Source organism: Bacteroides sp. An19 (genome assembly GCF_002160215.1).
Classification (GTDB): Bacteria; Bacteroidota; Bacteroidia; order Bacteroidales; family Bacteroidaceae; genus Phocaeicola; species Phocaeicola intestinalis.
Map to the genome: position 1 here is coordinate 15951 of NZ_NFKD01000036.1, position 16541 is coordinate 32491.

At 48.5% G+C, this 16541-nt stretch carries 10 protein-coding genes; all 10 read left to right on the forward strand.

Translation table 11 applies throughout. From position 1 onward, the window contains the following. Positions 1 to 52: 52 nt before the first annotated feature. The 10 genes from B5F25_RS13190 (at position 53) to B5F25_RS13235 (ending at position 16518) form a co-directional block, all read left to right on the forward strand. Positions 53 to 3319 (forward strand): TonB-dependent receptor, encoded by a 3267-nt coding sequence (locus tag B5F25_RS13190; RefSeq protein ID WP_087250052.1) that lies wholly within the window; start codon positions 53 to 55, stop codon positions 3317 to 3319. Between the two features lie 22 nt (positions 3320 to 3341). Continuing rightward, positions 3342 to 5051 carry a RagB/SusD family nutrient uptake outer membrane protein gene (locus tag B5F25_RS13195; protein WP_013617704.1) on the forward strand — a complete coding sequence of 570 codons (1710 nt, stop codon included), beginning with the start codon at positions 3342 to 3344 and terminating at the stop codon, positions 5049 to 5051. Positions 5052 to 5071: 20 nt separating this feature from the next. Beyond that, a complete protein-coding gene (locus tag B5F25_RS13200) occupies positions 5072 to 6328 on the forward strand; it encodes a glycan-binding surface protein (protein ID WP_087250053.1) in 1257 nt (418 codons plus the stop codon). A gap of 21 nt (positions 6329 to 6349) precedes the next feature. After that, complete coding sequence (locus B5F25_RS13205) at positions 6350 to 8260, forward strand: hypothetical protein (RefSeq protein ID WP_087250055.1); 1911 nt, start codon at positions 6350 to 6352, stop codon at positions 8258 to 8260. Between the two features lie 8 nt (positions 8261 to 8268). Then, positions 8269 to 9633, forward strand: a complete 1365-nt coding sequence (locus tag B5F25_RS13210; protein ID WP_087250083.1) for a glycosyl hydrolase — start codon at positions 8269 to 8271, stop codon at positions 9631 to 9633. 351 nt (positions 9634 to 9984) lie between these two features. After that, entirely contained in the window at positions 9985 to 11037 is a 1053-nt protein-coding gene (locus B5F25_RS13215) for a glycosyl hydrolase (RefSeq protein ID WP_164496647.1), read from the forward strand. A gap of 133 nt (positions 11038 to 11170) precedes the next feature. Then, complete coding sequence (locus B5F25_RS13220; protein ID WP_087250059.1) at positions 11171 to 12337, forward strand: glycoside hydrolase family 130 protein; 1167 nt, start codon at positions 11171 to 11173, stop codon at positions 12335 to 12337. Between the two features lie 466 nt (positions 12338 to 12803). Then, on the forward strand, positions 12804 to 14186 hold the full coding sequence (locus tag B5F25_RS13225) for an MFS transporter (RefSeq protein WP_087250060.1): 1383 nt from the start codon (positions 12804 to 12806) through the stop codon (positions 14184 to 14186). A gap of 105 nt (positions 14187 to 14291) precedes the next feature. After that, complete coding sequence (locus B5F25_RS13230; RefSeq protein WP_087250062.1) at positions 14292 to 15482, forward strand: AGE family epimerase/isomerase; 1191 nt, start codon at positions 14292 to 14294, stop codon at positions 15480 to 15482. A gap of 214 nt (positions 15483 to 15696) precedes the next feature. Continuing rightward, positions 15697 to 16518, forward strand: a complete 822-nt coding sequence (locus B5F25_RS13235) for an alpha/beta hydrolase (protein ID WP_087250064.1) — start codon at positions 15697 to 15699, stop codon at positions 16516 to 16518. Positions 16519 to 16541: the final 23 nt, after the last annotated feature.

Consider the following 16541-nt stretch of genomic DNA (forward strand, 5'->3'; position numbering starts at 1 on the left):
GACGGCATACTATAATGTAACCTTAACTATTAACAATTCATCCTAATTTATCATGAACAAACATGCAAAAAGAACTGCATTTGCGGCAGGAATCTGTTTATCCATGATGTGGATAAGCGGTCCCCAAGCCATGGCAGCTTCCACCGAGTTCTACGCCTCCCAGCAGGCTCACTCAGTGTCAGGTGTCATCATCGATGCAACGGGACTTCCCGTCATCGGAGCGAACGTACTCGAAAAGGGTACAACAAATGGTGTCATCACTGATTTGGACGGTAAATTCACCTTAAACGTGAAACCAGGTTCCACATTGGTCATCTCTTACATTGGTTATGTAACTCAAGAAATCAAAATCACTAACCAAAAAAACTTGAACATTACACTAGAAGAAGATTCGGAAACATTGGATGAAGTCGTAGTGGTAGGCTACGGTACAATGAAGAAGAGCGACCTTTCGGGTGCTTCGGTATCGATGGATGAAGACGCCATCAAAGGGTCAATCATCACCAATCTCGACCAGTCTCTTCAAGGACGTGCGGCAGGTGTGGCTGCAGTCAGCACTTCTGGTGCGCCGGGATCGGCTTCTTCCATCCGCGTGCGTGGTCAAGCTACCATCAACTCAAACGCTGAACCGCTGTATGTAATCGATGGTGTCATTGTACAAGGTGGCGGACAAAGCGGTTCCGACTTCGGACTGGGCGATGCACTGGGCAACGGTTCTGTATCAACCATCTCCCCACTTTCTACCATCAACCCGCAAGATATCGTATCGATGGAAATCTTGAAAGACGCTTCCGCTACCGCCATCTATGGTGCGCAGGGCGCGAACGGCGTTATCTTGATCACCACCAAACGTGGTAAAACAGGCGAGGCGAAATTTACGTATGACGGCATGGTAGCCGTACAACGCCAGACCAAACGTCTTGATATCATGAACCTACGTGAATTTGCCGACTTCTACAATGATTTCGTAGAAGTAGGCGAACTGGACTTCAGCAACATTTATGGTGACCCGTCACTCTTAGGCGTAGGAACAAACTGGCAAGACGCCATCTTCCGCACAGCTTTGCAACACCAACACCAAGTATCAGCACAAGGAGGTAGTGAAAAAGTGAAATACTACGTTTCAGGGTCGTATATGGATCAAGACGGTACGTTGATAGGCTCCAGCTTCAACCGTTACTCATTCCGTACCAACTTGGATGCCGAACTGAAACCGTGGTTGAAAATCGGCTTGAACGCCACGTATTCATCGACCAAAGACGACTTGAAGTTGGCAGACAGCGACCAAGGTATCATCAACTACTCACTGACCACCCCGCCCGATATCCCTATTTATGATATCGACGGCAATTACTCATCGGTCATCCGGGAAGGTTATACAAGTCCTAACCCTATCGCCTTGGCATTAATGGATCAAATCTTACTCTACCGTCAGAAACTGACAGGAAGTATCTTCGCAGATGTGACGCTGATGAAAAACCTGACTTGGCATGCCGAATTCGGTTATGATATCAGTTACAGTAAAGGTGAACGCTACGAACCGCGAGTAGACTTAGGCAACTGGAAACGAGATAGCAACATGAGTTCCATTCAAAAGAATAACAGTACCTTCTGGCAACTGAAAAACTACGTGACTTACACAGGACAGATAGACAAGCACGGATTTACGGCAATGGTGGGACAAGAAATGTGGGCTTCGAACTACGACAACACATCGATACAGAATACCAACTTGGCGTCGGACGCTGTACATAATCCGGCTTTAGGTGCAGGTACTCCCTCTATCAACTCCGGATTTGGAAGCTCTTCGATGGCTTCATTCTTTACCCGTCTGACCTATAATTACGATGACCGCTACTTGGGAACTTATACTTACCGTTACGATGGTTCATCTAACTTCGGACCGGAAAACCGTTGGGCTGGGTTCCATGCCGTAGCTGCCTCTTGGCGTTTCTCGAACGAGAAGTTCTTCGAACCTATCCGCAACGTCATCAATAACGGTAAACTCCGTCTTGGCTGGGGACAAACCGGTAACTCCAATATCGGCGGATACCGCTGGGGAGCATCCATCTCGCGTATGCCGACCGGACTGGGATTGGGATACCGTCAGTCGAACATCGCCAATCCAGGCGTGAAATGGGAAACACAGGAACAAGTGAACGTGGGACTTGACTTAGGGTTCTTCAACGACCGCATCGGACTGACCGTAGACTGGTATAAGAAAGTATCAAAAGATATGTTGATGTCACTTCAATTGCCCTCCTACATGGGAACATCGGGAAACGCTTCATCTGTGCTTGCAGCTCCTATGGGTAATTACGGCGACATTGAAAATACCGGATGGGAAATCACCCTGAACACACATCCGCTCATCGGAGCGTTCCAATGGGATTCCGATTTCCAGATTTCGTTCAACAAGAACAAACTACGTGCTTTGGACGGTACAGCCAACGCGCAAATCGTAGGCTACGGACAATGGAATGATATAGTGAGTGTATCCGAAGTGGGCGAATCGCTTTATAACTTCTATGGTTATGTATGCGATGGCGTGTACGAAGACCTGCGCGACCTGCAGACTTCACCGAAACCCGCCAAATATCCCGCCAACGGCGTATTCAACCGCACCAATACCGTATGGGTGGGCGATATCAAGTATAAGGATTTGAACGGTGATGGTATCATTGACGAAAACGACCGCACCAATATCGGCTCTCCGCTGCCCAAGTTCACTTTCGGATGGACCAACACCTTCCGTTACAAGAACTTCGACCTGACCATCTTTCTGAACGGTTCATACGGGAACAAGGTATATAATTACATGGCGATGAAACTGACACACATGAACTCGCCCTGGCAGAATCAGTTGAACGCAGTAAACGACCGTGCGCAAGTAGTGCCCATCGACCCCAACAAGGATTACTCGCAAGGAGTGAACGTAAACGGCGTGACTGTATGGAACTGGTACGATGATGTGACCAATGTAAAGGTTGCAAATTCAGGCACAAAGACTCCTCGCGCCTCTATCCAAGACCCGAACGACAACGACCGTATCAGCGACCGCTACATCGAGGACGGTTCCTACATCCGCCTGAAGAACATCACATTGGGATACACCTTCCCCAGCAAGCTCATCAACAAATGGGGATTGGATAACTTGCGTATCTACGCCAACATCCAAAACTTGCTGACCATTACCGGCTACGATGGCTACGACCCTGAAATCGGTGCCAGTACAGCCAGTCCCAACGTGTATGGTTTGGATAATGGACGTTACCCTTCGCCAACGGTTTATTCCTTCGGATTGAACATTTCTTTCTAACCTTATTAATATAACAAGAATTATGAAACTGAATACTTTCAAACATATAGCATTGGCAACTCTTTTCGGACTGGGACTGTCTTCCTGCGAAGATTTTCTGGATCGCCCGGCTGAAGATACCTATAACGTAGACAACTTCTACGCTAACGACGACCAGTGCATTCAGGGCGTAAATCCGCTCTACAATTCACCGTGGTTCGATTTCTCCCGCGGTTTCTTCAAAGTAGCCGAAGTGCTTTCGGGCAACTACTACTGGGGTTCATCACCCTACCTTACTTTTACAGTAAACGGTACGGATGAAGACCTAATCAATATGTCATACTCGTTGTGGTCGGTTAATGCGTATGCCAACACCATCCGCGAACGGCTCGCTACAGCCAACGCTTCGCCCGAAACTATTAACACTTGTATCGGCGAATGCTTAACATGGAAAGCAATGGCATACTTCTATCTGGTACGCATCTTCGGTGCCGTGCCTATCGTACACAGCAACTCTGCCGACATTGCCGCCGGAAATTACAACGAGAAATACAAAGTCCAGATTCCGGATGTGTACGAATACATCATTATGACATTGGAAAAAGCCATCGAATTGCTTCCGGCTACCAATTCAGAAGGACGTATTGACCAATACACCGCAAAAGGATTATTGGCAAAAGTATACCTTACAAAATCAGGGTACGGTATGAGCGGTTCACGCAACGAAGACGACTTGCGCCAAGCAGCAGCTTACGCTAAAGACGTCATCGACAACTCAGGAAGACATTTGCTAAGTAATTACTCTGACATCTTCCGTTTGGCAAACAACACCAACGAAGAATGTCTGTTATCTTGGCACTGGTCTCCTTCTACAGAAGTCTGGACCTGCCAAAACCAAATGCAGTCCGACCTTGCCATCGTTGGATTCGATGAATTCGGTGACTGCTGGGGAGGTTATAATGGACCGTCGGTAGACCTGCAAGACGCTTTCGGAGAAAATGCCCTCAGCCCAACCCGGTACAACGGAGACGCACGCCGTAAAGCTACCATGATGATGTGTGGGGACGTATATGAATACTTCTGGCAAGACAAAGGCGGATTCAACTACATCGACTTCTGCTTCGGTTATGACGGAGGTCCGAAACAATACCAAAGCGCAACAGGAGCCAACGAAGTGAAACATCTGTATGGAAACGCTAACGACCATCTATCAGCCCTTGGCGTATCGGCATCTTCACAACACAGCGGATTGAGCACTCACCTGCTCCGCTTGGCTGACATTTACCTGATTTATGCCGAAGCCATGATAGGCAATGCAGGTTCTACAACTGATGCTTCTGCCATTGATGCTTTCTATCAAGTACGCCACCGCTCGGTAAACACGTATGAACGTCCGTCATCCATCACATGGGAAGATGTATGGAAAGAACGCCGCTTGGAACTGGCTTGCGAAGGAGACCGTTGGTATGACTTTGTACGTCTCTCGTATTACGACACACAACGTGCCATCAACGAACTGACTAACCAACGCCGTGACGTGTATTACGGATTGGATGATTTGTACGAAGAGTATTACAATACAGGCTCGTTCACCGTCAATCCGGATGAACACCGCTATAATCCGGACGCAGTAAAACCGAATGTTACCGCATCGACCTTCACACTGCCGTTCCCGACCGAAGACGTGGTATTCAACCCTCATTTGATGGAAGATCCTATTCATATAGACGTTCGTAGCGAATTCAGTTATTAACCCTCTAAAACAATTGAACAATGAAAACAACGAAATATATCAAAGGTCTGGCTCTATTGGCAATTTTCTTCACAGGAATAGCTATCACTTCCTGTGAAGACGAGCCGGACAAATACGAAATAGCCGAAGGGTTGCCTACGGTACATTACGTACGTCTGCCCGACCCTGCTGTAGCTGACTCTCTGATTACCGGATCTTATTTGTCGAATACGATCTGCATTGTTGGAGATAACCTGCGCAGCGTGTATGAATTATATTTCAATGACCAAAAGGCCATCCTGAACACCAGTCTGATGACCGACCACACGATCATTGTAGACGTACCGTCAGCCATCCCTTCCGTAGTGACCAATAAAATGTATTTGGTCAACATCAATAAGGATACGGTAGCATACGACTTCAACATCCAAGTGCCCGAACCGGAAATCACTTCGATGACAAACGAATACGCCACACCGGGCACCGAAGTGACTATCAACGGAAACTATTTTATTGACGACCCGAATGTGCCGCTCAGCATCACGATGGGCAATGTACCTGTAACCGAAATCACCAGCATCAGCCAAAACGCTGTAAGCTTCGTAATTCCGCAAGGCGTTTCAACCAGCTACATCAACGCTACCTCCATCTACGGAACCGGAAAATCTACCTTCCGCTATATGGAAAGCAATGTATTATTCGACTTCGACAACGACGGAGACGATGCCTTATACAATTACAATGGATGGCATGCGCCCACCATCGGCACACTGACAGAAATTGCCCCGATAGACAACAACTATCTGATATTCCAAGGCAACCTGGACAATGGCACTTGGGACGACAGCCATTTCGCTTTCGAATACTGGCCGAACGGAGACGATGCCACTCCTTATCTGAACACATTGACCGACTTTGAAGATTTAAGCAACCTGCAGTTCAAATTTGAAGTTAATGTACCCGATGCGTGGAGTGCCTGCGCGATGCAAATCATGCTGACTACCAACAACGAAGTAAGCGGTTCGAACCAAAACAACAGCTTCTTCCAGAACGAAACTTTCCCACGCGCCCTTTGGATTCCGTGGCAATCATCCGGAAGCTACACCACCGATGGCTGGACCACAGTCACCATTCCGTTGTCTGAATTCCGTTTTGGTTCATCGGGAACAGCTATTAACGCACTTTCCGCTACAGATATCACCGGATTGACTATCTTTGTATATGGCGGAGGAGCAACCGGTACGGCATGTACACCGACTATCTGCATCGACAACATCCGTGTAGTGCCCATTCATTAACTTTTAAAAATGTAATTATCAATGAAAACAAATAGAATCTTAACCCTTTGCCTGGCAGGGTTGCTTCTTACGGGAAGCGGTATATCCTTCACATCCTGCCAAGGTGACGATGTGGATACCAACCAATTCACAGGAGGTATCAGCCTGAATGTATTCGGTCCGTGCCCGGTAGCACGTGGAGGCGAACTCCGTTTCATCGGTAGCGGCATGAATCAAGTGACCGCCATATCCATACCCGGATGTGCGGATATCACCGACATACAAGTCATCAGCGACCGTGAAATCCGTGTCACCGTTCCGCAAGAAGCAGAAGAAGGATACGTTATTCTGAAAACACCCAACGGAGATATACAAACCGAAACCAAGATAACTTATTCGGAACCTATTTCGTTGGAAAGTTTCAGCCCGACCAGTGTACTTCCAGGAGAAACAATCACCATTACCGGTGATTACCTGAATCTGATGCAGAAGGTTATTTTCGCCGAGGAAGTGGAAGTGGATTATACAGACTTCATCGAGCATACCCGCCAACGCATCACACTGACCGTACCCGAAGAAGCCCAAAGCGGACTCATCATCCTTTCGGACACGGCAGAGATTCCGAACCAAATTTATTCGGAAGAAGAACTGACCGTGGTGCTGCCTTCGGTTAACAATGTCAGCCAACTGAACAATGCCAAACCGGGAAATACGGTAGAGATACAAGGACAACACTTGAATCTGGTAAAACAAGTACGGACCAGCAATGGAAGTGAAGCAGAATTTGTAGTAACAAACGATGAAATACTCCGCTTCGAAATCCCTGCCGATGCAGCCGATGGCGATGTTGTCATGATTCCGGCATCGGGCGTGGAAGTAACAATCGCTCATTTAGCTATGGCTGTACCAACCGAAGTACAGGCTACTCCTGCTACCGGACTTCGCGCAGGAAACACAATTACATTGACCGGAAAAGACATGGGACTGATTACCCATGTTACTTTCCCCAATGTATCCGAACCTGTAGCTTTGGCTTCGCAAACCGAAGAACAAGCAACCGTCGTTATGCCCGAAATGGCACAAAGCGGCAACTTGATGCTGAACACCGGAAGCGGGAAACAAGTAGCCGTAGCCATCGAAACATTGAAACCTACAGTCAACGGATATACTCCAACAACCGTTTCGGCAGGTGAAAGCGTAACGCTGAGCGGGAGCAACCTTGACCTAATCGCCTCTATTACATTTGGCGACGGAGAAGCAGTTGCGGTTACACCCAGCGCGGCACCGGATATAGAAGTGCCTATCACCACTGCGGAAGGCGAAGTAACCGTTACCGTCACCATGGCAAACGGCGAAACCGTCACTTGCCCTGCATTGAACGTAACCAAACCGCAATGCTGCTACATCACTTCATGGCCTGAAGAAGACATCAAGTCGGGCGCACTGCTTGAAGTAAGCATCGAAAACAGTGACAAGCTAACCTCTGTACAACTGAACGGAAACACCGTACAGTACATTGTACGAGACGGAAGCCTTCTGATTTCACTGCCTGCCGACGTATCTGGCGAGGCCACACTGACCCTCGTATCTTCGAATGGAGAAATGCCTTACACCATCAGCATCGCCGACGGAGCAGCCGTAGTCATCTATGCCGGACCTGCCGTGAATGCAGGCAATTGGGAAGGTTATGTACAATTAGGCAGTGAACTCTTCGCTGACGCACATGTCGGCTCTATCATCACCGTCTACATTTCCAACATCGGAGCAGACGCACAAGGAGCTTTCCAGAACAGCAGTTGGAGTTCCATTGACCCCGCATACGATGGATTCGCACTCTCGGGCGATTCGTTTACAATGGTTGTCAACGAAAACATCCTAAGCCAGATCCAGTCGGGCGGACTGATTGTAAAAGGAAAGAATTATACCATCGAATCAGTTACCATACTTAACTAATGACGATTATGAAAAAACTACATATATTATATACTTTCGCTGCGGCTGTCTTTTTATTAGCCGCTTGCGACACCGACGTAGAACACGACATCGCCCAAGTAGATGCTCCTGTATTCGTTTCGGCAACCCCTGAAACAGGAAGCACCGTAAAAACAGGCAATGTTACCGTCACCCTGCAATACGACAAGAACATCTATTTCGCTTCCGAAGATGCCAGCCAAATCAGCATATCTGATAATGGAACGGTAGTAAGTGCCGATGTCATCGGAGTAAGCAATACACTGACCATCGTGGCAAACTGCCCCAACCGTGGAGCTACTTACACGCTTACCATTCCTGCAGGACTGGTAACAGGTCCCAACCAAATGCCAGCACCCGAAGTAAGCTTGACGTTCAGTACAACCGGACTCAATACCACACCGGTAAATTCGCTGACTGCCGAAGCACAACAGGTGTACGACTTCTTGGTAGAAAACTTTGAGACACGTACCCTTTCCGCTACAATGGCTGTAGACGGTGTATCGGGACAGACCGGAAGTTGGAACACCGCCGATGCCGAACAAGTCTACCAATGGACCGGACAATATCCGGCTATGAACTGCTTCGACTACCTGCACTTGGCTTCTTCACCTTCCAGCTGGATTGATTACTCGGACATCACACCGGTGAAAGAATGGTGGGACAACGGAGGCATCGTACTCGCCATGTGGCACTGGAACGTTCCAAAGACAGAAGGTGATACTGATACAAACAACTACACCTCAACCCTAAGCGAAACGGCATTCAACATGGACAATGCCTTTACCGAAGGAACGTGGGAATACCGTACCGTACAAGCTGACCTTGAAAAGATGGCAGGTTACCTCAAACTGTTACACAACGCAAACATTCCGGTCATCTGGCGTCCGCTGCACGAAGCTGCAGGAGGATGGTTCTGGTGGGGTAAGAACGCCGACAGTTTCAAGAAGCTCTGGATTCAGATGTTTGATTACTTCAAAGCGCAAGGCTTGAATAACCTGATTTGGGTATGGACCAGCGAAACAGGCGATGCCGACTGGTATCCGGGTGATGCGTATGTAGATATTATCGGGCGCGACCTGTACGGCAACGATGCTGCCGACTGCGCTTCGCAATACCAAACCCTCATCAACGACTTCGGCAACAAGATGATTACGCTGAGCGAATGCGGTTATTCGGAATATACCGACTCTACGGTCGGACTGCTTTCTGAGCAATGGAACGCAGGTGCACGCTGGTTATGGTTCATGCCATGGTATGACTCCGACAACAGCACCACCCCACATGCCGACCAAACTTGGTGGGAAGACGCTATGAGCCAAGACTATGTCATCAAATGCGGAGAATTTAGATAAGCCTGTAGGTTTTTGAGTTCTTGAGTTTGTAAATTTGCAAACTCAAAAACTCAATAACTTATACTTTAAGCGGCATTGAAATATGCATATTGTAGATTGCCATCACCGTAGAGAAGCATGCGTTTTGATGAACATAAGTGACTCGACCGTTTAACATAAGTAACTCGCACGTTTCACATAAGTGAGTCGGCCATGTCACTTATGTTCGTCAACGGAGTCTTTTGACGTTCTGTGGCGACATCAACAAAATGCACAAATCCATACCGCGCATAATATAAAAACTCAATAACTCAAAAACTCAAAATGAAACCCATCCATACAATACTTGCAGGCACTTGCCTGATAGCCACAATGGCAGCCTGCAACAATGCAAAAGAACAAGAAGTGTCCGCACGCACCCCCGAAGCGCTCGCGATGCTCCAGACACTGAAAACGCTTCCCGAAAAAGGCGTGTTCATGTTCGGACATCACGATGATCCCGTGTATGGCATCCGGTGGGACGGTGATGAAAACCGCAGCGACGTGAAAAGCGTGTGTGGCGACTATCCCGCCATGATGTCGTTCGACTTGGGACATATCGAACTGAACGATAGCGTCAATCTCGATAAAGTATCGTTCGAACGCATCCGACGTGAAGTGGTAGCACAATACGAAAGGGGCGGTATGTCCTCCTTCAGCTGGCACCTCGATAATCCGCAGACCGGAAAAGACACATGGGATGTATCCGATTCTACCGTTGTGCGTTCCGTTCTGCCCGGAGGAACCAACCATGAGAAATTCATCACATGGCTGGACCGTGCCGCCGATTACATGAACTCCATCCGCACAGCAGACGGCACCAAAGTGCCCGTCCTCTTCCGTCCGTTGCACGAACATACCGGAAGCTGGTTCTGGTGGGGACAGAAACTCTGCTCTACCGAAGAATATAAAGCATTGTGGAGCATGACTTACAACCGCATGAAAGAAAAAGGTGCCGACCAGTTACTTTGGGCATATTCGCCCGGCATTGAGCCGAACGACACGACCGAATACCTGGAACGCTATCCGGGAGACAGCATCGTCGACCTCATCGGCGTAGATGCCTACCAGTTCGAAAGAGCCGCCTACGAACAGGCACTCGACAAATCACTGCGGATAATGACCCAGATAGGCAAGTCGCACAATAAAGCCATTGCCGTTACCGAGACCGGATACGAGACCATTCCCGATTCTACATGGTGGACCGGAACACTGATGCCTATTATCCAGAAATATCCCATCAGTTACGTACTGGTATGGCGCAATGCCCGCGAAAAGGAAAACCACTTTTATGCACCTTATCCGGGACAAGTGTCGGAACAGGACTTCGTGAAGTTCTACAACGACCCGAAAACTCTTTTTGCCGGAGATATGAAAAGTAACTAATTTAAATTGAACACAGAGACACAAAGACACAGAGAATTAAAGCAAACTTTGTGAACTTTGTATGCTCAAAATAAAACGCTGTGCCTTCGTGCCTCTGTGTTCATTTCCATAATAACCATAAACAACCACGAATATGACCTCATTCGAAGAAAAAGTAAAAGACCTCATTGCCCGTCACGAGGCACTTATCACACGTAAGAACGAACCTGTAGCCGAAAGCAATGGCGTGTACACACGCTATAAATACCCCGTCTTGACCGCAGCGCATACCCCTATCTTCTGGCGTTACGACCTTGACGAGAAAACCAATCCTTACCTGATGGAACGCATCGGCATGAACGCCGTGCTTAACTCGGGAGCGATTAAATGGAACGGGAAATACCTGCTCGTAGCCCGCGTGGAAGGTGCTGACCGCAAATCGTTCTTCGCCGTAGCGGAAAGCCCCAACGGGGTAGACAACTTCCGCTTCTGGGATTACCCTGTAACCATGCCCGATGACGTTATCCCCGCCACCAACATCTACGACATGCGCCTCACCGCCCACGAAGACGGCTGGATATATGGTATCTTCTGTGCCGAACGCCATGACAACAATGCTCCGGCAGGCGACCTCTCTTCTGCTACAGCCACTGCAGGCATCGCCCGCACCAAAGACTTGAAGACATGGGAACGCCTGCCCGACCTGAAATCGAAGAGCCAGCAGCGTAACGTGGTGCTTCATCCCGAATTTGTAAACGGCAAATACGCCCTTTACACCCGTCCGCAAGACGGATTCATCGATGCCGGAAGCGGCGGAGGAATCGGCTGGGCACTGATTGACGACATCACGCATGCCGAAGTGAAGGAAGAGAAAATCATCGACCTCCGCTACTACCACACCATCAAGGAAGTGAAGAACGGCGAGGGACCACACCCTATCAAGACTCCGAAAGGCTGGCTGCATTTGGCTCACGGCGTACGCGGATGTGCTGCCGGGCTGCGCTACGTATTATATATGTATATGACTTCTTTGGAAGACCCGAGCGAACTTATCGCTTCGCCGGGCGGCTACTTCATGGCTCCCGAAGGTGAAGAACGCATCGGCGATGTATCAAATGTATTGTTCACCAACGGTTGGATTGCCGATGACGACGGCACGGTGTACATCTATTACGCTTCTTCTGACACGCGGATGCACGTAGCAGTATCTACCATCGACAAGTTGGTAGACTACTGCATGAACACGCCTCAAGACGGCTTGACTACTACCGCTTCGGTAGAAACGCTGAAACGGCTCATTGACAAGAACCTTGGGAAATGAATAATTAAGAATGAGGAATGAAGAGTGGGGCATCTATTTTTCATTCCTCTTTCAGCTAAACAAATAAGTAAGTATGCAAAATTAATGATATTATCAGAAACACAGATTTTCGCGGATTAGCGCAGATTATTGTAATTTATGCGAATCAGGAGTTAAACGTAGTTATGTTTCACAGGAGTTATCACTTCGTTCAGGAGTTAAAGGCCAATAGTCCTGCTTCTGAAAGCGGTGCAAGAGGTATTGGCATCTAACTCCCAGCCCGCACTGGCGGGCGATAACTCCCTATAACTCTCTTTTAACTCCTGATTGGCATAATTTACGATTTGACAATTTACTATTTGAGCTTTAAATCGTACTTCGTAAATCGAAAAATAGTAAATTAAAAGAATCCGCGCTAATCCGCGTTAATCTGCGTTTCTGAGCCGACAGATTATATAAACTAATTCTCAACATCTACTTAATAACCATGATTAAACTCAAAGAAAAAATCGGATACGGGCTGGGCGACATGGCTTCCTCGATGTTCTGGAAGCTGTTCGGAGCCTACCTGATGATTTTCTATACCGATGTATTCGGACTTCCGGCGGCTATGGTGGGCACAATGTTCCTCGTCACCCGTGTGTGGGACTCGGTGTTCGACCCTGTCATCGGCATCATCGCCGACCGTACGTCGAGCCGTTGGGGGAAGTTCCGTCCCTACCTGCTCTTTCTTGCCGTCCCGTTCGGACTTATCGGCATACTGACGTTCTATACACCTCCTTTTGGCGAAGCGGGTAAATTAGTCTACGCCTACATCACCTATTCGCTGATGATGATGGTCTATTCGGGCATCAACGTGCCCTACGCTTCGCTCTTAGGCGTCATGAGCCCCAACCCGAAAGAACGCGGCACGCTTTCTACTTTCCGCATGATGTTCGCCTACATCGGAAGTTTCATTGCCCTGCTGCTGTTCATGCCCATGGCAAACGCTTTCAGCGGACACAGTACGGACATAGCCGCCCAACAACATGGCTGGCTGATGGCTGTAATGGTCATTGCGGCAATGTGCGTCTTGCTTTTCTTCGGCTGCTTCTCGTGGACCAAAGAACGGGTAAAACCTATCAAGGAAGCGAAAAGCTCATTGAAGGATGACATACACGACCTCTTCCATAACCGCCCGTGGTGGATTCTGTTCGGAGCCGGAATCGCCTCGCTGGTGTTCAATTCCATCCGCGACGGAGCGGCGGTGTACTACTTCAAATATTACATCGTGGAATCAGACTTCCACGTCATCACGCTTTTCGGGATGTCGTTCGTGCTGAGCGGACTCTTCCTCTCCGTAGGCCAGGCTGCCAATATCATCGGCGTAGTCTTGGCGGCTCCGGTCAGCAACAAGATAGGCAAGAAAAACACCTTTGCCATCGCCATGCTCCTTGCCACCGCACTCAGCATCATCTTCTATTGGTTCGACCGCAGCGACCTGGTATGGATATTCATCTTCCAATGCCTCATCAGCATCTGTGCCGGAAGCATCTTTCCGCTCCTGTGGTCGATGTATGCCGACTGTGCCGACTATTCGGAACTGCGCAGCGGAAACCGCGCTACAGGACTTATCTTCAGTGCCTCGTCGATGAGCCAGAAGTTCGGCTGGGCAATCGGCACGGCAGTAACGGGCTGGCTGCTCTCCTACTTCGGATTCCAAGCCAATGCCGAACAGAGTGCCGAGACCATCCACGGCATCAAACTGTTCCTCAGCTGGTTGCCCGGGGCTGCAGCATTCGTCTCAATGCTCTTCGTCATCGGTTATCCGCTGGGCGAGCAGAAGATGAAGGAAATCATCGGCAAGCTGAACGAGAAACGAAAATCCTAACTTTTATGCTCACCACAGATTACACAGATTTTTTTAATTGGATAGGAAGCTGATAAAATCTAAATTGAAAATCTGTGTAATCTGTGGTGAAAAAAACAACACACTATGAATCAACTTATCAACCAGCTTCGGAATGAAATGCGCTCCGAGCTTGAAAACAACATCCTTCCGTTTTGGATGAACAAAATGGAAGATAACGAAGAAGGCGGCTTCTACGGACAAATCACCGGCGAAGACGAATTGAAACCTGAAGCATCGAAAGGCGCGATACTGAACGCACGCATCCTGTGGACGTTCTCGTCTGCCTACCGCCTGCTGAAGAAACCCGAATACTTAGAAACAGCTACCCGTGCCAAACGCTATCTGATAGACCGGTTCTACGACCCGCAGTACGGCGGCATTTACTGGGAACTGGACTATAAAGGCAATCCGCTCGATACGAAAAAACAAATCTATGCCATCGGGTTTGCCATTTACGGACTGAGTGAATACGCCCGTGCTACAGGTGATGAAGAAGCCTTGGCGTATGCCCAACAATTATTTGATGTCATCGAACAACACAGCTTCGATTCCGAACAAAACGGATATGTGGAAGCATTGACCCGCGACTGGCAACCCATCGAAGACATGCGCCTGAGCGACAAGGACGAAAACGAAAAGAAAACGATGAACACGCACCTGCACATCCTGGAACCTTACACCAACCTCTACCGCGTATGGAAGGACGAACAGCTGGAACGACAACTACGGAACCTGATTGAAGTATTCATCACCCGCATCCTCGACCCACAGACCGGACACCTCAACCTGTTCTTCGAAGAAGACTGGACCAACAAATACCGCATCTATTCGTACGGTCACGACATCGAAGCCTCATGGCTTATCCACGAAGCGGCATTGGTACTGGGCGACCCGGAAGTGCTGAAACGGATAGAGCCCATCATCATCCGGATAGCTCAAGCCGCCGATGAAGGACTAAATCCCGATGGAAGCATGATATACGAAAACTTCCTCGACAAACAAAAGATAGACCGTGAACTGCACTGGTGGGTACAGGCGGAAAACGTAGTAGGACACATCAATCTCTACCAGCACTTCGGCGACACGGAAGCTCTCGACACCGCCGCCCGTTGCTGGGAGTTCATCAAGACGAAACTGATAGACCACAAACAAGGCGAATGGCACTGGAGCCTCCTGCCCGACGGCACCGTAAACCGCCGCGATGACAAGGCTGGATTCTGGAAATGTCCTTACCACAACGGCCGCATGTGCATGGAGGTCATCGAACGCTTCTGACTTTTTCACCACAGATTACACAGATTTTCAATTTAGATTTTAAAGTCTATACAAACAGTCAGTTCAGAAACGCAGATTAACACAGATTTTCGCAGATTATTTTAATTTACTATTTTTCGATTTACGAAGTACGATTTAAAGTTCAAATAGTAGATAGTAAATTGTCAAATCGTAAATTACAATAATCTGCGTTTCTAATAATTCAACAAAAACCATGAAACGATTAAGTTTAATTCTTTTGGCGATGCTGTTAGGCAGCATTGCTTGGGGCACAACCCTGAAATATACCGAAGTGCACGACATTCCCTACAAGGAATCGGAAGAAGCCTACGTGAAAGAACGCTGCAAGTTAGACATCTATTATCCCGAAGACACGACGGGATGCCCTGTTGTCGTATGGTTTCACGGAGGCGGACTGACACAAGGCAACAAGTCTTTCCCGTGGAAACTGAAAGAAAAGGGCATGGTGCTTGTCGCCGTCAACTACCGTTTGCTTCCCAAAGTGGAAATCAACGAATGCCTTGATGATGCAGCGGCAGCCGTGGCATGGGTATTCCGCGAAATCGGGAAATACGGAGGAGACAAACGGAAGATTTTCGTATCGGGACACTCGGCAGGAGGCTATCTGACCGCCATGATAGGCTTGGATAAGAAATGGCTCGCCAATTATCAGACCGATGCCAATGAGATAGTAGGACTCATCCCGTTCAGCGGACAGATGATCAGCCATTTCGCTTATCGGGACATGAAAGGCATCGGAAACCTGCAACCGACCATTGATGAGTATGCCCCACTCTTTCATGTCCGGAAAGACGCTCCTCCCTTGGTATTGATTACAGGCGACCGCAACATCGAGCTTTTCGGACGATACGAAGAAAACGCCTACATGTGGCGGATGATGAAACTGACCGGACATGCCGAAACCTACCTCTACGAGATAGACGGACACGGGCACGGCTCCATGGCAGAACCGGCTTACCACATCTTAGAGCAACACATCCGGAAAATTTTAGGGAAACCGGTGGATAACAACTGACCAAGAATACCCCTACCACAAAT